This window comes from Acinetobacter sp. YH16040_T, assembly GCF_024605785.1.
Lineage (GTDB): Bacteria > Pseudomonadota > Gammaproteobacteria > Pseudomonadales > Moraxellaceae > Acinetobacter > Acinetobacter amyesii.
Genome location: NZ_CP094541.1, coordinates 2307888 through 2328782 on the forward strand (window position 1 = coordinate 2307888; position 20895 = coordinate 2328782).

The 20895-nt window shown below is 37.8% G+C and carries 22 protein-coding genes; 5 read left to right on the top strand and 17 right to left on the bottom strand.

Annotation, left to right across the window (positions count from 1 at the left end; genetic code table 11):
- Complete coding sequence (locus MST16_RS11365; protein WP_218951708.1) at nt 1–558, top strand: tetratricopeptide repeat protein; 558 nt, start codon at nt 1–3, stop codon at nt 556–558.
- A 141-nt stretch (nt 559–699) separates the two neighbouring features.
- Here the strand turns inward: MST16_RS11365 and MST16_RS11370 are convergent, their stop codons facing one another.
- A complete protein-coding gene (locus MST16_RS11370; RefSeq protein WP_180009489.1) occupies nt 700–1599 on the bottom strand; it encodes an NUDIX domain-containing protein in 900 nt (299 codons plus the stop codon).
- A gap of 147 nt (nt 1600–1746) precedes the next feature.
- On the opposite strand from MST16_RS11370, the gene hemP reads away from it, so the two are divergent.
- Nucleotides 1747–1917 carry a hemin uptake protein HemP gene (gene hemP / locus MST16_RS11375; RefSeq protein WP_078189103.1) on the top strand — a complete coding sequence of 57 codons (171 nt, stop codon included), beginning with the start codon at nt 1747–1749 and terminating at the stop codon, nt 1915–1917.
- A 197-nt stretch (nt 1918–2114) separates the two neighbouring features.
- Here hemP and MST16_RS11380 read toward each other — a convergent pair whose 3' ends face one another.
- The 4 genes from MST16_RS11380 to MST16_RS11395 form a co-directional block, all read right to left on the bottom strand.
- Entirely contained in the window at nt 2115–3434 is a 1320-nt protein-coding gene (locus MST16_RS11380; RefSeq protein WP_180010869.1) for a HAMP domain-containing sensor histidine kinase, read from the bottom strand.
- Nucleotides 3435–3438: 4 nt separating this feature from the next.
- A complete protein-coding gene (locus tag MST16_RS11385; protein ID WP_180010871.1) occupies nt 3439–4107 on the bottom strand; it encodes a response regulator transcription factor in 669 nt (222 codons plus the stop codon).
- Nucleotides 4108–4238: 131 nt separating this feature from the next.
- Nucleotides 4239–4601: a NirD/YgiW/YdeI family stress tolerance protein gene (locus tag MST16_RS11390; RefSeq protein WP_168379331.1), complete on the bottom strand. Its 363-nt coding sequence runs from the start codon at nt 4599–4601 to the stop codon at nt 4239–4241.
- 104 nt (nt 4602–4705) lie between these two features.
- Nucleotides 4706–6463: a GspE/PulE family protein gene (locus MST16_RS11395; protein ID WP_180010874.1), complete on the bottom strand. Its 1758-nt coding sequence runs from the start codon at nt 6461–6463 to the stop codon at nt 4706–4708.
- Nucleotides 6464–6673: 210 nt separating this feature from the next.
- Between MST16_RS11395 and MST16_RS11400 the strand changes: the two genes are divergently transcribed.
- Nucleotides 6674–7687 carry a hypothetical protein gene (locus MST16_RS11400; RefSeq protein ID WP_168379329.1) on the top strand — a complete coding sequence of 338 codons (1014 nt, stop codon included), beginning with the start codon at nt 6674–6676 and terminating at the stop codon, nt 7685–7687.
- 39 nt (nt 7688–7726) lie between these two features.
- On the opposite strand, the gene tsaA is transcribed toward MST16_RS11400, so the two are convergent.
- Nucleotides 7727–8440 carry a tRNA (N6-threonylcarbamoyladenosine(37)-N6)-methyltransferase TrmO gene (gene tsaA, locus MST16_RS11405; RefSeq protein ID WP_180010876.1) on the bottom strand — a complete coding sequence of 238 codons (714 nt, stop codon included), beginning with the start codon at nt 8438–8440 and terminating at the stop codon, nt 7727–7729.
- A gap of 106 nt (nt 8441–8546) precedes the next feature.
- On the opposite strand from tsaA, the gene MST16_RS11410 reads away from it, so the two are divergent.
- A complete protein-coding gene (locus MST16_RS11410; RefSeq protein WP_078189109.1) occupies nt 8547–9326 on the top strand; it encodes a ferredoxin--NADP reductase in 780 nt (259 codons plus the stop codon).
- An 82-nt stretch (nt 9327–9408) separates the two neighbouring features.
- On the opposite strand, the gene MST16_RS11415 is transcribed toward MST16_RS11410, so the two are convergent.
- The 11 genes from MST16_RS11415 to MST16_RS11460 all read right to left on the bottom strand — a co-directional run bounded on the left by MST16_RS11415 (nt 9409) and on the right by MST16_RS11460 (nt 20351).
- The gene (locus MST16_RS11415) at nt 9409–9591 is read right to left on the bottom strand and encodes a hypothetical protein (RefSeq protein ID WP_180005252.1); all 183 of its coding nucleotides are present in this window, start codon (nt 9589–9591) and stop codon (nt 9409–9411) included.
- Between the two features lie 19 nt (nt 9592–9610).
- Complete coding sequence (locus tag MST16_RS11420) at nt 9611–9862, bottom strand: hypothetical protein (protein WP_180010878.1); 252 nt, start codon at nt 9860–9862, stop codon at nt 9611–9613.
- A 153-nt stretch (nt 9863–10015) separates the two neighbouring features.
- A complete protein-coding gene (locus MST16_RS11425) occupies nt 10016–10243 on the bottom strand; it encodes a transposase (RefSeq protein ID WP_257245643.1) in 228 nt (75 codons plus the stop codon).
- A 28-nt stretch (nt 10244–10271) separates the two neighbouring features.
- Nucleotides 10272–10550, bottom strand: a complete 279-nt coding sequence (locus MST16_RS17530; protein WP_368856485.1) for a transposase family protein — start codon at nt 10548–10550, stop codon at nt 10272–10274.
- Nucleotides 10519–11787 (bottom strand): type VI immunity family protein, encoded by a 1269-nt coding sequence (locus tag MST16_RS11430; protein WP_180005254.1) that lies wholly within the window; start codon nt 11785–11787, stop codon nt 10519–10521. Before MST16_RS11430 ends, MST16_RS17530 begins: the two co-directional genes overlap by 32 nt.
- Before the next feature lie 67 nt (nt 11788–11854).
- Nucleotides 11855–12835: a PoNe immunity protein domain-containing protein gene (locus MST16_RS11435; RefSeq protein WP_180010880.1), complete on the bottom strand. Its 981-nt coding sequence runs from the start codon at nt 12833–12835 to the stop codon at nt 11855–11857.
- A gap of 38 nt (nt 12836–12873) precedes the next feature.
- Nucleotides 12874–13854 (bottom strand): PoNe immunity protein domain-containing protein, encoded by a 981-nt coding sequence (locus MST16_RS11440; protein ID WP_180010882.1) that lies wholly within the window; start codon nt 13852–13854, stop codon nt 12874–12876.
- A 14-nt stretch (nt 13855–13868) separates the two neighbouring features.
- Nucleotides 13869–15269 (bottom strand): hypothetical protein, encoded by a 1401-nt coding sequence (locus tag MST16_RS11445; RefSeq protein WP_180009471.1) that lies wholly within the window; start codon nt 15267–15269, stop codon nt 13869–13871.
- A complete protein-coding gene (locus MST16_RS11450; RefSeq protein ID WP_180092125.1) occupies nt 15269–18160 on the bottom strand; it encodes a type VI secretion system Vgr family protein in 2892 nt (963 codons plus the stop codon). The genes MST16_RS11445 and MST16_RS11450 overlap by 1 nt, the downstream gene beginning before the upstream one ends.
- A 689-nt stretch (nt 18161–18849) precedes the next feature.
- Nucleotides 18850–19413: a TetR/AcrR family transcriptional regulator gene (locus MST16_RS11455; protein ID WP_168379321.1), complete on the bottom strand. Its 564-nt coding sequence runs from the start codon at nt 19411–19413 to the stop codon at nt 18850–18852.
- Between the two features lie 302 nt (nt 19414–19715).
- Nucleotides 19716–20351 carry a cation transporter gene (locus MST16_RS11460; protein ID WP_180009473.1) on the bottom strand — a complete coding sequence of 212 codons (636 nt, stop codon included), beginning with the start codon at nt 20349–20351 and terminating at the stop codon, nt 19716–19718.
- Between the two features lie 76 nt (nt 20352–20427).
- On the opposite strand from MST16_RS11460, the gene MST16_RS11465 reads away from it, so the two are divergent.
- Nucleotides 20428–20844 (top strand): Cd(II)/Pb(II)-responsive transcriptional regulator, encoded by a 417-nt coding sequence (locus MST16_RS11465; RefSeq protein ID WP_180010886.1) that lies wholly within the window; start codon nt 20428–20430, stop codon nt 20842–20844.
- The last annotated feature ends 51 nt before the right edge of the window (nt 20845–20895 follow it).

A 20895-nucleotide genomic window follows, 5' to 3' on the forward strand; every position in this document is an offset into this window, starting at 1 on the left:
TTGCAAAACATTAAAGTTTTAAAAACGTTCAGTATTCTGAGCGTTTTGACGATCATTTTGGCTGGTTGCCAAACCATAGTCGAACCTGAGCAAAAGCCGCCTGCTCCACCTGAAAAAAAGGCAGATATCCATGACTCTTCTGGGGTCATTATTACGCCATATGACCATCCAGAAATTAAACGTCAACGCATCGTTATTCCTGAGCAGAAAACCCAAATTCAAAAATTTGATGATGGTCGTGACTTGCATGCATTCAAAAAATTGATGCAAAGTACGCGAACCGCTTATGCCAATGGAAAATGGAATGAAGCTGAAAGTGCGGCAACTCAAGCACAGCGTTTGGCACCGCAATCTGCGGAAACTTTTTTATATTTGGCAATGATCGCCAATCGAAAAAATCAGCCTGCGAATGCAGAATCGTTGGCACTGCGCGGATTAAGCTATGCTCAAACCAAGCCGATGAAACAACAGCTTTGGAATGTTGTTTTAAAAGCCGGTCAAATGCAAAAGAAAAGCAGCACCATTCAAAAAGCCCAACAAGCCATTAAAGCTCTTTAAGCACCCCGTAAAAAAGCTTGATCTTAATTGAGATCAGGCTTTTTTATTTAAAACATACTAAAAGTAAGCTTATTTCCAATAGTTACTTTAAGTCTAAAATATCGACTTTAAATACAAATTTAATTCAATACACACTTTAATTTAAAAACTGCGAATACCTGCCACCCCATAAGCATGATGTTGCTGTGAAATAGATAATAATTCAGGACGCATGCCACCTAAAGCAAAAACAGGGATTTCTATGCCTCGTGCAATCTCAGAAAAATGCGCCCATCCCATACCTTGCGCCTCTGGATGACTTTGTGTCGCCAGAACTGGGCTCATAAAAATAGCCTCACAGCCAATTTTTTGCGCATGCAGCGCAGAAACTTGATCATGACAAGCTGCGATATAGCGCTTCCCAAGCTGTAAATCACCTTTATTTTTTTTCAGCAATTGGTGCTGCTTAAGATGTAAAGCCGAAATATGTGCTTGCACCTCTGTAGAGAGTAATGACCATAGATCTTCATTAATTATCAGTTGTTTTAAAATCACGGTAGGTAATTGATTTAATGCCTCTGCATTTTCTGCGCTGGCATCGACTCGCCAATAATACAACAGCGTCTCTTTAAGCGTTTCAAGTGTTGGTAAATCGGCGGTGATTTTGATCTGTTGCTGCCAATATAAACGCTGCAAAATAGCTTGATTGGCCTTTGGAAAATTCAAACTCATGAGTTGTTGACGCGAATACCAGGCCCATGGCTTTTGGATTTCATTCAGCAACGCATGCGGGACGGTGGCATGAAATAAATGTAATTTCACAATGACATCATCATATTCATGTTGAATAAAATCAAAAGCATGCCAGTCATGTAAACCGATGCCAACCTCTTCAAAAATTTCACGACGACAAGCCTGTTCAGGACTTTCACCCTGCTCGACTTTACCGCCCGGAAACTCATGTTTATTGCCCTGATGTTGTTTTGCTTCACGCCAACCCACCAGTACTTTGTCTTGATGCAATAAAATCGCAATGGCGACATCGATTTGCGGTTTAGACATAGTTCCCTGCTCTCTACTCTGTTCCAATTGATATCTAAGTGTAAGCAAATTTATCTTTTTTATAAAATCCTAAAATTACCGTTGACAGGCCTATTCGATAATGATTATCATTTAAACCATTCAGAAATACACCACGGAGTCGACGGAATGAACGCACCATTTAGCCTTTTTACTCGTAGCAATGAAGCACACCACTCACTGCCAATGCTACATTCAAACAACCTTTTTGCTTTAGGACGTGAAATTCGCATTATGCATGCAGGTGAAGAATATCGACTACGTTTAACACGAAATAATCGCCTTATTTTGACCAAATAATTTCTGATAAAAATAATAATTATCAGCGCAATAAAAATAATCGTGGACACAAGCAGTAAGCCATCCGCTTACTGCTTTTTAAGTTTTGTACTTAGTTAAATTAAGCTTTATAGCTACTCAAACTTAGTTTAAATCGCAACACTCATCTTCCTCTCACAATACTCTTTCGCTCAAATTCCATAGGGTAAATTATGTTTTTAGCGGATTGGAAAAATGAGTTGTACCTTTAAGCCACCCAGTTCAGATGCATCCACACTGAATTGACCTTGATGTAACTGTACAATTTTTTGGGCAATTGAAATACCTAAACCTGAACCTTGTGTCTTTGTTCCCAATACGCGGTAAAACCGCTCGCCAATGCGTTGCAATTCTGCGGCTGTCAGTCCTGCACCTTGATTCTCGATCGTCCAAATCGCCTGCTGTGCTGTTACCGTTAAATCAATCTTGACCTGTCCTTGCTCAGGACTATAACGGATGGCGTTATCGACTAAGTTCCGCAGACAGCTAAACATCAATTCTGCGTTCATCGCAAACTGTACAGACTGGGTCTGTAGCTTCAATTCGATGTGCTTTTCTTCAATAAAAGGCTGTAAAGCATCAAGGACTTGTAAACTCAGCTGTTCTAAGTCGTTCTGTTTTTTATCTAATTGCTCCGATTGCGTCGGGTCGAGCCGCGCCAAAATCAGTAGATTTTCCAACACGCGCGTTCCTCGATTAACATCGTGCTGTATGCTCAATAAATCCTGCTGAATGTTGGGATATTTTCGTTTTAATACCTGAAGTCGCATTTGAATCGCAGACAATGGTGAGCGTAATTCATGTGAGGCATCGGAGGTAAAACGCTGTTCCGCCTCTAAGGCTTGATCTAATCGGCTTAATAAAAAATTCAGCTGTGTTTGGATCGGCTCTAGTTCTTGCAATACAGGTTCAGCTAAGACGATGGCTTGTAAGTCATCTACATTTTTTTCAGCGATTTGTTTGGAAAATAGCTGTAAAACTTTCAATTGACGTTTAATCAAAATATGTAGTAATAGCCATTGGATCAACCAGACAATCAATAGAATCCCTGCATAGCCTAGTACGCTTTGCAGCGTTTCCCTCAGCCGTGTTTTCATCGGTTGAACGATTTGTACGGTTAATCCATCGTCCTGAAGTGCATAGCTACGCCAAAGCGCTCCGTCTCTCCATTGATAATTTAGCCCCTGTTTTAAATTGGGCTGATGTTCAAATGCTGTGTGTTGTTCCGATGTGGTTAAGACTTGCGACCCTTGTATGAGTTGATATTGCATATCAAACTCTTCACTGAGTTCATCTATTTGTTCGTCTTGCTTCAGCGTGAGATCCGTCGCAGTGAGCATGTCAGCCACTTCGTCCATTAGGGCATCATGCACATTCATGATGTGATACAGACCAAATCCCAACATCAGACACAGGGAGATTGCTCCCGCCCAAATTGCACTGAGCAGTGAAGTTTTAATCAGTTGCGACTGTAAGGAAATGCTTTTTTTATCACTCATAGACTTAACTTTGTTGCGGAAGATTCATGCGATAACCCAAGCCCCTTAAGGTTTTGATGTAATCACTGCCAATCTTCTTACGCAATTGGTAAATAAAAACTTCGATCGCATTACTTTCCACTTCATCGCCCCAAGCATAGAGTGATTCTTCGAGTTGGCTACGTGTCATAATATGCTCTGGATTTAACAACATCTTATGCAAGATTTGATATTCACGCGAAGTCAACGTAATCAATTCCGCATTTTTATGCAGCGTTTTGGCTTGTACATTTAAACTTAATTCCCCGAAAGTCAGAGAATTATCACGCTGCTGATGATGCAAACGTAATTGGGCACGTACCCTTGCTGACAACTCTTCCAAGCTAAAGGGTTTCACCAAATAATCATGGGCTCCCAGATCTAAACCTTCAACACGATCTGCAATACTGTCACGAGCAGTAATGAATAAAACTGGTGTAAGCGGATGCAACTGTACGATACGTTTTAAAATTTCATCACCAGTTACTTTTGGTAAGCCACGATCTAAAAGTATGCAGTCATATTGATGTTGTTCTAAAGCCAAAATAGCGTGATCGCCTCGCTCAACCCAATCGACACTGTAGCCATCCATTTCAAGCCATGTTTTTATACTGTCTGCTTGGGATGCATCATCTTCTGCCAATAAAATTCGCATCTTACCTACCCTATTTCTATGGTTCCGACTTCAGTGTATCGAACTTTTGCTCATATCTACTCATATCATAAAAAAACCACAGCAAGCCGTGGTTTTTTATGGAGCAGCACTGAAATGAATAACAGGCTAAATTAAAATTTTACTTGATCGACATCAACTTCAACGCGTTTCGTCGGTTTGTAATCAATGTCGATTTCTCCAATGAGCGTTACCGGTGTTTTAGCTGAAATCGCTTTGCCTTGCCAAAGTTCATCATCAATATCCACTGTAATGCTGCCTGTGCTATCGCGGAACTGATATTTTTCATCGCCCATCGATTTCACAACATAACCTTTCAATTGAACCTTACTGTCATCTTTTAAGCCTAAGGCATGTTTCACCGATGTGGTTTTCATCGGTGCAACTGCCGTCTGATTGACTGCTGTATTCGCGACTGCAACCGATGCCACACCTGCAAATGCTAAACCACATACCAATTGAGTGAATGTTTTCATCTTCGGTCTCTCTTACTGTGTCTATTTCGATAACGCTATTTAAACAAAGCAAGATGAGTCGAATCTTAAGCTGCAAAGACGTTTTTATTTATTTGATCGAACCATTAGTTGAGCGGTACGACACGCAGGACTTCTTCTAAAGTCGTCACCCCTGCAAGTACTTTACGTGCACCTGCAATTCGTAATGGCTCAACATGCTCTTTACGTGCCTGTGTACGTAATTGGGTTAAATCTGCATTGGCACCAATCAATTGTTTGGTTTCAATACTGAGCGGCATAAATTCATAAATCCCCACACGGCCTTTATAACCCGTTTGACGACATTCATCACAGCCCACCGCCTCGTAGACAAAATCAGGCATTTGAATCGCATAATCAAAGGTCAGATGTTTCCACTCTTGTTCATTGATAAAAGTCTCACGCTTACAATGTGGACAGAGTTGACGAACTAGACGTTGTGCCAGAACCCCTAAAATGGTCGCTGCCGTTAAAAAAGGCTGAATACCTAGGTCATGTAATCGCGTCAAACTCGATGGTGCATCATTGGTATGTAAAGTTGAAAGCACCAAATGACCTGTTAATGCAGCTTGGATCGCCATATTTGCCGTATCATGATCTCGTATCTCCCCGACCATGATAATGTCAGGGTCTTGACGCATTAAAGCCCGTACACCATCAGCAAAGCCCAGATCAATCCCTGTATTCACCTGCATTTGGTTAAAGCTTGGCTCTAACATCTCAATCGGGTCTTCAATGGTGCAGACATTCACTTCTTCAGTTGCTAATTGTTTGAGTGATGAATAAAGCGTGGTGGTCTTACCTGAACCTGTCGGACCAGTCACTAAAATAATACCGTGACTATGACTGGTTAATGCTTTCCAATCATCCAACAGACGCCCTTCAAAACCGAGCTGTTGGAAACTACGTACCAAGACTTCAGGGTCAAAAATACGCATGACTAACTTTTCACCAAAGGCTGTTGGCAGCGTCGATAAACGTAGCTCTGTTTCTTGGCCTTTGGGTGTACGGGTTTTTAAACGTCCATCTTGCGGTTTACGTTTTTCAGCCACATTCATCCGACCTAAGATCTTAATTCGCGAGACCACGGCTGTCAGGGTATTTGCGGGCATGTTGTAGATGGTATGCAATACGCCATCGATACGAAAACGCACCTTTCCTGTATCTTTACGCGGCTCGAGGTGAATATCACTTGCACCTTGTTCGAAGGCAAACTGTAAGACCCAATCCACAAGCTTCACAATATGCTGATCATTGGCATCTGGATTTTGTGTATCACCTAATTGTAATAGTGCTTCAACGCCTTTATTTTCACGGTCATAACTCGATGATTTTTGCGAATTACTGACCGCACGACTCACTTGGTAATATTCAACCAAGTAACGCTGTAGTTGGTCTGGACTGAGTAATACACGCTGAATCTTGCGTGGTAATACCGTTCTCTCTAAATTGGCAATCCATTCATTTTTATAAGGTTGATCCGTTGCAATCAGCACATGCTCATTTTGTAATTCAACCGCTAAAATGCGATTTCGTACTGCAAATTCCTGAGACATAATGGCTGTCAAAGCAGGCACATCAGCTTTTAGAGGATCGATAATATAAAACGGTACTCCAGACTTTTCTGCCAACCATTGGCAAAGTCTATTCAATGTTAAGGTAGACTGCGGATGACTCTGATCGACTAAATTAAAATTGGCAATCCATTGTAGAGGATGCCATTTCAACTGCTCACGCTGACGGTGCGTGGTTTGAATCAGTATTTTGTCCCGTTCAGTAATACGTCCATCTTTTTGTAATTGGTCTAAACACCAAGAAGTGTCAATTTCAAAATTAAAAGTCATTGTTCTATGTTCCCCAAACATAGGTTCACTATAACAAAACCAGCTGATTAAAACGCAATATTTTTTACTTAAATTATTAAGAAAAATTTAACTTAAATCATTAATTTTAATTAGTTAATTTTTAACATTCCCTTTTTTATGTTTTTCTATACTATATGCAACAGTCACAAATAATAGTGACGTAATTCATAATTTATTAAAGAGGGTAACATGAAATTTAAAATTTTAAGCCTAGCCATTTTTAGTTCCTTAATTCTAAGCGCTTGCGGCGGCGGCTCTTCAGACAATAGTTCTACTTCATCTGAAACTGGATCAGGAAATGGAGCTGAAACTAGTTCCGAAAATAATAAATGGTCAATCTACTCATCATCATATTGGGATGGAAGCGACAATTTATTCGAAAAAACACATTTCAATATTCAAAATAATACTATTTATTTCAATGTTGATTATTTAAGCAATAACAATGAAAATTATGACTTGAAATGGATAATTTCTGATTATTTAACAGACGAAGGCCTTTATACACCAGTGCTGAACAAAACCGAATATGGTTATAAATTTGCCAATTTAATTTCTAAAAATGATAGCCAATGGATTTTCACACCAGCATCTAGTCAAAACTTCAATGGTCTGAAACTGACTCAAAATTTCGAAGTGGTAAATTTAACAGGTAAAGAAATTGGCTATTACGTAGACACATTTAATTATCTTTCAGGTGCAGATACTACGTTAGCAACGAAGTTGGGCACATTCCCTAGTTTCTATTATTCAAAATTAAAAGGAAAAACTTTTCCTCAAGGTTCAACTTGCTTAAGACTGAAAACATCATCAAGTTCAAAAAATTATGTTGAACTCCTTGGTGACAACATTAATGGTTTTGATCCTACTGAATATTTAGATGACGGTTATACCATCCAAAACATAGCTTCTTATCCAGTTTATATTTCGAAAAATCAACCTGTAAATTATGATTTTGATGCTTATGTGCAGTTTAATCAAAATTATCGTTATGGCTCATACTATAAATCAGGGACCACTTACACATTGGCTAATGATATTAAAGACTATCAAGCTGACTTAGATGAGGCGATTCAAAATTATGGAAAGGATAGCCTGGAAGCAAAAGTTGAAACTAACTATGTAGAAGCAATCAAAAATGAATGCTCGCTATTTAACAATATCGCTAGTACTGAAATTGATAAATACTCTAAATTAAAGTAATTCGATTTCAAAAAAGATCAGGTTTAAAACCTGATCTTTTTAACCACTTAGAATTTCGTGTACGACTATTTTATTAGTGTCTACGCAAAAACGCACATTACAACCGCCAAACAACATGCCATATATACGTTCAACATCATGCTGATAAGCAGGACGTGGATCTAAACTCAATACTTGTTCCAGTTCTGCTGTTAATTGTTCGGTTAAATTGCCATTATTCAAAAATACCTGTTTTTGTTGCTCAGCGTGCTCTGACCAAATCACAGATTTTCTTTCTGGCTCATCCTGCGCATAACCGCTTTGCGCATCCATAACTGCATCTGAATATTGAATATAGGGTTTGATATCTAAAATTGGTGTTCCATCCAACAAATCACTACCGACAACATAGACACGTACCGATTTTCCGACTTTTTTCACCCCTTTGAGCTGCACAACCGACAAGCCCATAGGTGACGGTCGGTACATACTTCGTGTCGCAAATACCCCGATTTTTTGATTACCACCTAAACGCGGAGGACGAACTTGCGGACGAAATTTTGTCGAATCTGCATTTTTATTTTCATGAAACTGCCAAATCAGCCAAAGATGACTAAAATCATCAATCCCTTCGAAAGCCAATAAATCGTTATAAGGTTCCACCATTTCAATATAAGATTCGACTTGCACCAAATTCGGCTGACGTGGAATACCAAATTTTTCTCGGTAGGGAGATTTCATATACCCGATAATTGGCATTTTAAGCTCAGACATAATCACTTTTTCTGATAAGTTCAATTAAATATATTCAGTTTATCGAGAATGATTTTAGATTAGAATAGTAAGCTGTTCTAATTTGATAATTTTATTGAGACCTTTAATGGCTGCTTTTAACGTCGAAAAGATTACTCACGTCCACCATTGGAATGACACTTTATTCTCTTTTAAAACCACTCGCGATACTGCGTTACGTTTTAAAAACGGTCAATTTGTGATGATCGGCCTTGAAGTAAATGGTAAGCCTTTAATGCGCGCTTATTCTATTGCAAGCGCAAACTATGAAGAAGAATTAGAGTTTTTCTCTATTAAAGTTCCAGATGGTCCTTTAACGTCTATTTTACAAAAAGTAAAAGTTGGCGATGAAATTTTAGTATCTAAAAAACCTACAGGTACGTTGGTTCTAGATGACTTAAACCCTGGTAAAAACTTATACCTACTTTCTTCAGGTACAGGTCTTGCACCGTTCCTTTCTGTAATTCGTGACCCTGAAACTTACGAACGTTTTGAAAAAATCATCGTTGTACATGGTACACGTTTCATTTCGGAATTGGCTTATCAAGATTTAATCTTAGATGAAATTCCTAACCACGAATTCTTTGGTGAATTAGGCGCGAAAGAAAAATTGGTTTACTACCCTACGGTAACTCGTGAAGAATTCCATACTCAAGGCCGTGTAACAACTGCCATTGAATCTGGACAACTTTTCGAAAAAATTGGGCTTCCACGTTTCAACCCTGAAACTGACCGCGCAATGCTTTGTGGTTCACCTGCATTCCTAGACGACGTTGCTGCACTACTTGACCAGCACGGTTTGAAAGAATCTCCTAAGATGGGCGTTCTAGGCGACTACGTGATCGAACGTGCATTCGTTGAAAAATAAGATTTCTTATTATTTCCAATAATATTGGATCAAAAAACCGAGCTATTTAGCTCGGTTTTTTATTGCTATCATCACGAAAAAATTAACGTCCACGGCCTTCTTGGTTTGCAGAACCTGAACAACCTGCGCCCCCCCCAATAATAAAACCTCTTTCCGCCTTACATGAACCGATCATACGACCATGTGAGTCAAATGTAGTAACCGTCGATGCACAACCCGTCAGTACAACCGTTGCTACTAATGCAATAAGTGCTGATAATTTCACAATATTTCCCCTCTATTATTTACGGTGCTAAATTAATCTGATTTTGACTTGGTGGTACTGGTAATAGTCCAGTCTTGGCATCCACTGTATTGTAATTCACACCAATCGCATTGCCTGAGCCACCACAATGGGCACTGGCAGTCGAAAGTAAACCACGTGTTGCTTTACATGATCCAATCACCTGACCAGTTGCATCATAGGTCACAACTTTCGAGCTACACCCAGTAATTAACAACACAGCACCTACGACTAAAAATTTAATTATTTTCACTACACCCTCTGCTAAAAATCTCTAAAATATCCAGTTTATTTTTAGAAATTACTTACATTACTTATACTTAATTTAAATTCTATCAAAATGTTTTTATTTGTAAAGAAATAAATATTATGTGAATTTAAAAATATATTAGACCTCTTGCATAAATCATTTTTTATCCAACTCCATATTGTAAACCCCAGCAATTAAATTGAATCGTAATCCCAGTCTTTTATCTCTATTTCGATAACGCTCAGCCAAAATTTTAAAGGTTTTAAGGCAACCAAATATGTGCTCAATCCCAATTCTTCTTTTATTGATCTCTTGGTTATAAATTTTAAGTTCAGGATCTAACTTACAGTGACGTTTAGCTTTTGATAGCAACAGACTATTCACATATACAACATAAATTCTCTGATAACCCTTATCTGCGAGGATAAAAGCCCCCTATAGGAATCTGATTAAAGTTGCGTTTAAAGAGCTCAAAATCATGTACTGAACCTCGATCAGCGCATAAACTCAGAATTCTCTGAGTTTTATAATGAATGATGGCTTGTACTTTAAAGGTGTATTTCTTTTTCTTGCCACTATAGCTTTTCTTCTGTTTTTTAGACCTTTGGATTGGAATTTCTGTGGCATGCTTAAATGAACAAGCGTCTAAGGACATCCATTTATTCTTCACCATCAAACTGCCAGTACACATCACCCCAATCACTTTCAAAATCAGGGAATATATCACCTTGTTTAAAATATTGACGTGAGTTTTCTTTAGCAAAAGTATACCAATATCCTGCGTGAGGACATGGGCTACCGGCAATAACAATATCTATTCTTTCTGGTTCTTGAACTTCAACTTTCACTCGTTTTAATTCAGGCCAAGTGCTGTCTTCATCAAATCGTGCAATCCATTGCTTTGAACTGACCGCATCAAAACGTGGATTTGGATCATCTGACCATGCATCTAAAGTGGTCAGTTTTAAGTTATCACAACGTATCGGTTTAATTAGTTCATTTGCCATCACCAATAAATCAGGAACACCTTCTTCAACTGGATAAAGTGAAAGCTCTCCCAAACGTATCCATAAGCTGTATTTTGTTGAATCTTCTGGGTCTATAATTTTAGTAATTTCAATTCGTGGATCATCCAGTTTTTCACGAATTTGTTCTTCACTCAAGCCTAGTTTCTCTAGCCAGTAGGGAGAAAGTAAAAAGCACCATGTTGGGGTACGAATACCGCCACCTAAACCATCCCGATCTTCTGCAATAAACATATTTTCATGAGAAAACTCCATACCAGGATGATCAATATCGAGCCCGTAAAAATAATCCGTGAAAGTCCGTTCAACTGTTTCAAATTCAGGAGAAACAAATGCAAATTGACTTGTGTTTCCAATTTCATATCCACTATATGCTTGAATTGGGTTAAGCATTTCTAGACATTTTTGAACAAATGAGTACCAAATATCTTTATTGGATCTATACCATTGATCACCAAAAGTTAATTTTAGACTAGAATAGCGCTCACTAGAGTCTCTAATCTTTGCACTTAAAGCCCAACGTGGACTTTGATCTTGAGATTGTGCAGATGTTGCACCTAAATAGTAAATGAAATATTTTTTATAAATTTTTGCCATTTCAGCTGATATTTCTTCACGACTTCTAATCCATGAAATTGCCTTTTTCCAAACTTCTATATCACATCGAAATCTTAAATGAAATGGCTTATCAATTATTTCGAATTCAAATTTCTCATAAATATCAATTACTTTTATCAAAAATTCTTGCGCATTTGTTTTTTTTTGATCAATATAAAATGTAATATAAGGGCAAACTCCGAACTCTTTATTTTCCTCTCCATACAAAATGGAAGTATCAAATGGAATATCACGAATGAGTTCTTCTATTTCCTCATCATTTAAATAAACTTGTGCTGTGCTCATAAAATATTCTTTTAATTAATACTTCTTTTTTTAGAGATCCAATATTATCAAGCCCCGAAGGCATAAATTACTCTTCACCATCAAACTGCCAATACACATCGCCCCAATCACTTTCAAAATCAGGAAAAACATCTCCCAAGTTAAAGTATTGACGTGAGTTCACTTTAGCAACTGTAAACCAATAACCCTGTTGAGGACATTTTTCCCCAGCTTTAATTGAAAATTTATTATGATTTTCAAGAAAATTTATTACTGAAGTTTTGAGCTTGAATTTGTGATAAAATTCAACCAAATCTTTAGGGTAATATAAGTATTCATGTAAGACAGTATCATTCTCTATCTCTAACAGAATAACAGCGCACGCTGCTTCAAAAGCCCAGTATCCATAATAGCCACCTTCTGATTTATGAGTATCATGCCAAGGCGCACCTGATAAATCTTTGTACCAATTCTTTAAAAACTTACGGACAAAAGCTAAAGAAATTTCATTATCTTGATTTGAAAAGGCTTCACATAATAATAAGTAAGGTTTTGGTACTAATACTGTTGAACAATCATATCTATTTTCATCTGAAAAAGATAAATACTCTTCAATTAGCCAATCTTGAGCAACATTTTCTCTCATTTCTCCGTCAATTAATTTCGCAACTCTAGGTAGCAAATCCTTTCGGTGGAGTAAATAACACAAACTGATTAACCAAATACATGGACAATAGCCATCAATAGTAAATAATTCAAAAACTGGTAAGTTTATATTTTTATGATAACTTCTTAATTTACTTCCATATTGCTCATAATAGTCAATAACTATTTCAATTTGGCTTCTAATAAAAGGTAAACTATTGCCAGCTGTATATTCCAATATAAGCAGATTTAAATAGTCCTCTGCTACGATAGCATAAGAGTATACCCATCTTTCTTCTATTGAATCACCAACACCTGTAGGATTTACTTTAAAAGTTTCAATAGTGTTCAGAGTTTCCGCCTTTAATGTTTCATACATTTGAGGTGTAAGAAATTGTTGTCTTTTTATATTAACTAAATCCATTTTATGCCCAAAAACTGCCCCGAAGGGCATATTTTCACTTATTCTTCACCGTCAAACTGCCAATATACATCCCCCCAATCACTTTCAAAATCAGGGAATATTTCCCCTTGTTTAAAGTATTTACGAGTGTTTTCCTTGGCTACACTGAACCAATAACCTGATTGAGGACATTTTTTACCTGCTTGAATTGATACTTTTTGATATTTAGTTAGGAGGTCAATTTCAGCACTACTAGGTTTAAATGTACGATAGAACTCTATTAAGTCTTTAGGATAATAGAGGTATTCATGAAATTCTTTATCATTTTCTATTTCTAATAGAATAACAGCACAAGCTGCTTCAAAAGCCCAATATCCATAATATCCACCCTCTGATTTATGGGTATCATGCCATGGAGCTCCAGATAAATCTTTATACCATTTTTTTAAAAATTTGTTTAAATGCTTGAATGAAACTTTATTATCTTGGGTCACAAATGCATTGGATAACTCAAAATAAGGATTTGAAAAAAGGACATCTGAACAATCAAAACGGTTATCGTCATTAAAAGCCAAAAATTCCTCTACAATCCAATCTTTCCCTCCATTTTCTTGATCCTCTCCATCAACAAGGTTAGCTACCAACGGTAGTAAATCAGTTCTTTTTAATAAATAACAAAGGCTGATAATCCATATATATACACAATAGTCATCTAAAATTTCGATGTCAAAAACACTAAAATTATTATTTTTATAATAGGCTCTTTGTTTTATAGAGAGTTCCTTGAATAATTCAATTACTTTATCAAATTCTAAGCGTAAATACTCAATCGGTTTACCAGCAGTATAGTCCAAAATAAGCAAATCAAACTGATATCTAGACGCTATCGAATAAGAGTCTATCCATCCTGCTTCGATATCATCATCATCATTTGATTCACTTAAAAAACTTTCTATGGCGCTGACAAGCTCACTCCTTGTAGATTGATAGTAACTTTCATCTAAAAATTGTTGTCTACGATTAAACTTAAATTCCATCATAAATAAATTTCCAATTATTTATTATTAACAACGATACTAATGTCTTTATCAGTCCAAACCTTTGTAGCTGTATGAATAGAATGTTCTTTATCAGTTACTGTTTGTTTAGATAAGAATTTAATTAATGCAACAGCATGTTCTACTACCTGCAATCCACTAAAAAAAATAACATATCTTTCATATCTTCTTTTTTTCAATATTATTGGAGCTAGCTTAATTCCTACTGATTTAACAAGACGATTTGTTATCCAATGATGGCTCATTTGAACTACTTTTCCACTAGAATCTCTATATTTTTCGCCACCTAAAGTTAGATTACGATTAGTTGAACTAGTGTTAGTACGGTTTCTAGAAGTTCTGCCAGATCTTTGTTGTTGTTGAGGTATTGATTTATCAATACCATTTTTATCATTAGCATCACCTAATAAATCTCTAAGTGAAGCAGCAGGATTTTGGCTACATTTAGCCTCAATAATTGCATATGGTTTTGCGTCATTATTATTTTTCTTCCAAACTCCATCTATACCACGCCCTCTACTTTTAATAGAAAATAGATTTACCATTTCCCCATTATCATTCAATTTATGAGAGTTTTTCGTTCCTATCTTATCATGTGTTGAAGTTCCCCAGCCTTTAATTTCTTGGCAATAGTAATCTGCCATATGCTCACCTAGAATACCTTTAAATTTATTAGATAAATTAGTTATAGCTGTTTGGCCTATTGACGAATTATTGGTACTGTTAGATTTGCCCTGATTTGTATTGTTTGCTTTTTGTCCACCATTTGCTGGAGAATTTGGCTTATTTGTTTGGTTCTTAGAATTTTTATTTGCATCTGCTGAAGTTTTTCTACTTTTTATTAGCCAGCCATCAACTTCCTTTTTAAATTCTTGTAATTGTTTACCTAAATTTTTTCGAATCTGATCAACATTTTTACGAGCTTCAGGGCTTAGCTGATTTAATACTTTAGGGTTTGTCAGTATCTTATCCAAATTTTTTTGTAATGCATTTAGATCTAGACACTTACGTATCAATTGCTCAGGATCACCTTTCCCTAGTTTTCGGATACCATCTAAAATACTATCCATTGGTAAAGCGCCTTTTTTGACACTTTTTAATGACATTTTGACAGCATCCCCACCACCTGGAACTAAGCCAATTAATGCTGTAATAAGATCAAACCATCCAGCAGGGCTAGCTGGATTTGCAGATAAAATGATAATCGCTTTAATAATATCTCTCGCGTCTACCAATTGACCTAAAACAGGTACACACCCAATTACCGTCTCCGCTAAAATTGCCCAACCACCAGTACTTTCACCTTTAAAGAAAGTCATAGTGTCTTTTTTTAAACTTTGTAGCCATCCACCGGGAACAGAATCTACAGAACGTTTATATTTAGCGACAGAGCCCATTATTTCGCTCCATTCTGTAAGTTATTTGTAAGTTTTTGATATGCTTCTTCATCTAATAGTGACCAAATATCATCGTCAATAGTGTCTGTATCTTCAATTTCTGCATCTAGGTCATCGGGAATGTCTTTTTTAAACTCTGACGGATCTTCCCCATAATAAATTTCAGATTTTCCTTTAGGTACATTTTCTAATTTAGCGTACCCTTTATCATCTAAAGTACCTTCTCTGTAACTTCCATCTTCAAAAAAGACTTTAAAAGGAGCCCCTTTAACTGGTGATAAATCATCATAATGGTAGTTCAATTCCATCCAATTTTGCATTTCACCTAATAATGATAAAGTAATATTTTTTGGTTGAGCCGTACTTCCACCTGTAAATAAATGCTGCCCGGCCTTAACCTCAAACTTTCCACCCGTGGTAGGGAATATGCCAGAACCATTAATCTTGAGCTGTGATCCGCCTCCAGTCAGGATTATTTCTTTAGGACTGGTGATATAAACTACATCTTCCGTCGAAATGATCTGAATCCCTTTGCGAGCAATTAAATCAGCACCATCACCTTGAGCCTGTATTTCTATCTTGCCTTTACCAGCAAACAGCCTTGCACCTTCCTGAGCTGCAAACAGACTGATTTTGCTTTGTGCATGGGCAATTAAAGATTTTTGGCTACTGAGGTTGATGCTATCGCCTGCACTTTGGCTGATTTGTCCATCTGCTGAAAGATGAATATCTTCCTGACTACTCACAGCAATGGAGTTTGGTGCAGATAAAATCATTAAGGCTTGTTTAAAGGCATCAGCTTTTTCTTTACTGCCTTTTTCAATTTGTCCAAGAAAGTTTTTCAGATTATCCAAGACTTCAAGTGGGTCAGTTTGTTGATTTTTCGCCACTTCACTTAAAGCTTTACTGCTGTTTAAATTGGCTTCGATTTGATCTTTTGCAGCTTGTGCGTCGAGGTGCATTGCCGCTGCTTGTTGTTGTGAGTGTGTGCTGACAAGTAGCCCTTGTCCTGCTCGTACTGCACCCCATTGATCGGTTCTCAGCTCAAAGCCTTCGCCTCTTCCCTCACTTTCTGCGGTTTCTTTGGGATGACTGAGGTTACCGAGGTTGAGCTGGGTGGCACCATGGGTACTTTGTAATTGTGTTGAGATTTGTCCTGTGGTGTCATCAAAGCGCAGTTGTCCAAAGCCTTCACCTTGGACTTCCTTACTTTTTATTCCAGCCAGTTTTTTGGTGTCGGGCAGTTTGCCTTTACCATCAAATTGGGTCGGACTGCGCTGTGCCTCATGTATACGCCCCACCACAAATGGTCGGTCGATATTACCGTCAAAAAAATCAATGACTACAATTTCATTAATCCGCGGTAAGAATCGTGCGCCATAGCCTTCACCTGCCCATGGAGTCAGTACATCGACCCATGCAGAGTCCGTATCATTATCATTGCTGCCTGCACCGCCATCATGGCTGTGGTCATCACCACGGGTAAATAAGAAGCGGACTTTGATACGCCCCCATTCATCGACATGTATTTCTTCACCGCTTGGCCCAACGACTTTGGCGCGTTGCGGATGGGTGCTTGGACGGTGTTCGAGTGGGTTATATTCAGGAACGGTCGCAATATTGCGGCGTTGCAATGTAAGCTGATTGGCCTGACGCTCGGCCTGTTCATGGATGGGTTTAATATTCCACTGGCTTTGTTCAATCAGTTGATTGACCTGTTCAGTGAGATCTTTGGGTAAGTTATTTTGGTTATAGAATTTCTTTTCTGTGATTAAAAATTGTTTGTCTGCACCACTGTGTTGATCAATTTCAGGGTGTTCATTCAGTTCAAACCAATAACCGACTTGTGTATCACGCACAGTCGATTGTGCATTGAATTTTTTCGATTGTAGCTCATGATAGCGCGTTAGGTTTTGATTCAATTTTTCAATTTGACTGTTGGATGAAGCGGTAGCTTGGTCTTCACCTTTTAAATCTTGCATCCATGCAGGGCTGATATGCCATGCTTGTTCCAAACTTAAACTGGCATTGTCTTGGTTTTGGCTATCCTGATGTTTACTTTGAACTGAACCTGCGCCTTCTTCTTGGCTGAGACCATCGGCTTGCCAGCGCTGCACATGGACCGCAGTCGGCTGAATGCTACGTTCACCGATCAAGCTGGTGATACTGTCTTGTTTTTCAGTGGCGCTAGAGCGATGAAAGCGGATGCTACGACGGCTGAGTGCTTGATATTGGCTATTGTCATCAATCAGGCGAAGTTTTTGTTTTTCAATTGGCGCTGAGGAATGTGGTGCTTTCAGCTGCGCTTCATCGATGAGCCAATTGATGCCTTCACTGCGCCAAAGACGCGTTAAAAAGTCATAATCGCTTTCATTCGACTGCATGATGAAAGGTCGTACATCATAGTTCTGACTTAAACCGCTTAGATCTAGCGTTAGACTGGCAGCAAAGAGCGGACTTTTGCTTTGCCATTCTTTAAAAAGAGTTTCACTGACATCACGCACCGATTTGTTCATAAACACACGGCTGTTGCGGCGCTTATGCCAAAGCGACGTTGCATCTTCTAAAGTGAGTTTATACAGCGTGAGTGAACCGTCACTCTGCCCTTGGGTGGCTTCGGTAATAATACCCGTGGTACGGAAGAGTTCGCCCTGATCGGTCACTTGATCAACGGCGACCTGTGCGCCAATAAATTGTTTTAACGGAATAAGTGCATTCGTAGATAGGCAAATCAAAGTCGCTTGCACGCCTTGGTTTAAGACATGCTCCCCATCAATACGTTGAATAAAAAGCTCTTCATTCAACGCAGGGTTGGAAAATTGCACATGAATGGCACGTTTTTGGGCGGATAGACCCAATTGTTCTAATACAGCAAATATTTTGCCTAACATAATAAAAATTCTAAATTGTAATCATGGAAATAATTTTGCTGCTAGTTTAGTCAAATTCATCAATAAACTTAATGCTTAAAACCATAGAAGATGTTTCGTTATGTAAAATCCACGATTCAAAAATTCACTTAAAAATAAAAAGCGGAGAACCCACTCACTAATTACTTCTTGCATATAAAATATTCACCAAATGGTCTTAGACCATGTACTTGCACCCAACGAACAGCGTCATGCACGCAACTGTAAAAATAGTTTTATCGTCTAATTAACATCGAGCTTAATGATCAATTTTTTAATATTATCTTTAAAAATAGTGGATTAATTTAAACTTAAGCTAGATTAAAAAACACACAAACCTTTCTTTCCTGTCTTGTAATTCACCTAAGATCCCCTATAATTCAAAAAAACAGACAAGTCTGTCTATTTTGCTGCAAAAACCGAATGAATTTAGCATTCAGAGGGTAAAAATATAAATGAGAGAAAACGTATAAAACGTTCGAAAATCAAATCATTGACTTAAGCTAACAAAGTGAATGATTTGAACGCACAATTGTCAGCAAAGCGCGATTACCCCAAATAATCGCGCTTTTTATTTTCTTAGAATCTTAAGTCATGTGAAAAAATTGATTGTTAATCAATACAAATAAGTCGTCGCTAGATTTAAAACCTAAATGCCTACAAACAAATTTTTAAGCAGCCAATTCCAAACGAATTAAGGTTTCAACTCGCTTCCAATAATCTGCTAAATGCACTTGGTTGGGGTCAATTTGGGCTTGGATGGTCATGCCATCCAAAATACTACTCAGAAATGCAGCTAGTTGTTCAGTTTGCTGAATGCCCAGATTTTGCAAGGCAGTACTTAGTTTTGATTTGAGCCAATCTTTATAATCGATCGCAGGTTGTAATGACGAAGGATAAACTTTAGATATTTCTTCTACTGCTTTTTGAAACATACAACCATTGAAATCTGCAGTATGAAACCAAGCATCGTACCAAGCAAAAATGGTTTTAATATGCGAAAGATGGTCTTCTGGATCACATTCTGCAATAGCAGCTTCAAGTGATTCCTGTAAATTAAGATTTCGAATCACGAGACATTCTTCAATTAATTTGGCTTTAGAGGGGAAATATTTATAAAACGTCATTTTAGCAACGCCCGATTCCCCAATAATTCGATCTATACCAATCGAGTTATAGCTATAAGAATTGAAGAGTTGGAGCGCAACGTTAATGATGTCTTGCTTTTTCGACATTTAATTTACCTGATGCACCAATGGGGCCTAAACATAAAGCTTTCAAGGTAGAAAACCTAATTTTTAAACATGATTTTCGCGCGCTATTGTAAAGCATAACTTAATTGGAGTCTGTAGATAAAACCTCAGCACCCTATTAAATACAGTCTGATTTCAGATGATTTATCGAATTAGCAGTCAGGAAAATTTCGTATAAAACTGACTGCTATTTTAATTTCAACTAGCGATTTAACGACTATTCATCTGCGTTAAAAACATGGATAAAATGAATGCCATTAACGGTGGATTTAAGAGTAAGTATTTTAAGAGCAAGGGGTACTCAGAATATCTTTTTGCTTACGCTCTTGCAGTGCTTTTCGAATCACCTGATAACCACCCGTTAAACCTAAGATCGCCATGATTGCGGCCACGATCAAATCTGGCCATAGACTGCCTGTACCAAACACCCCGACTGCAGCCAAGATCACTGCGACATTACCAATCGCATCATTACGGCTACATAGCCAAACGGATTGCATATTGGAGTCACCTTCACGGAAGGCATATAAGACGTATGCACAGATGACATTAGCGACTAAGGCCAGAATACCAATCACACCCATGGTGATTGGTTCAGGAGCGATCCCATTGGCATAGGCATAGAGCACTTTGGCAATCACAACGATCCCAAACGCTGCCATGACAAAACCTTTCACCAAGGCGACTGTTGCACGCCAATATAAACTGGCGCCAAGCACGGCTAATGAAACCCCATAATTTACGGCATCACCAAAGAAATCTAACGAGTCCGCCCAAAGCGCAGAAGAATGTGCATAAGCCCCACCAATCAGCTCCACCAAAAACATCATGGCGTTAATGATTAAGGCAATCCAAAGTGCGATACGAAATTTACTGTTGGGTTTGTTTGGTGCTGGCTCATGACTACATGTACATGCCATAAATGTGCTCCAATTTTAAAATCAATGGATTTGTATTATTCTTATTTAAAACTATGGACTCACTCCAAGGTCAAGCATGAACGTACAAAAACATTATTTGATTAAAGAATTGTCCACCAAATCTGGGGTAAGCGTTGACAGTATTCGCTTTTATGAAAAGAAAAAACTGCTGCAACCCAGCTTCCGCGCAGACAATAATTACCGCTATTATGATGAAGAAATGTACAAACGTTTGGTTTTTATTAAACGCTGTCGAAACCTCGATATTTCTCTCACTGAGATTCAAACCCTGCTTGAACTTGAGCAATCCCCTACGCAAAGCTGTCATGCTGTTAATGAATTAATTGACAATCACATTCTTCAAGTTTCTGAAAAAATTAAAGAATTAGAAAATTTTAAAATACAGTTAAGTGAGCTCCGTGCCAGTTGTAATGAAACCAGCCAAATCAATGATTGCCAAATTTTAAAACATTTGGAAAACGGAATATCTTGAAAACCCAACTAAAATACTTGGTTGAAACCTTTTTTTAGATCACTACAATAA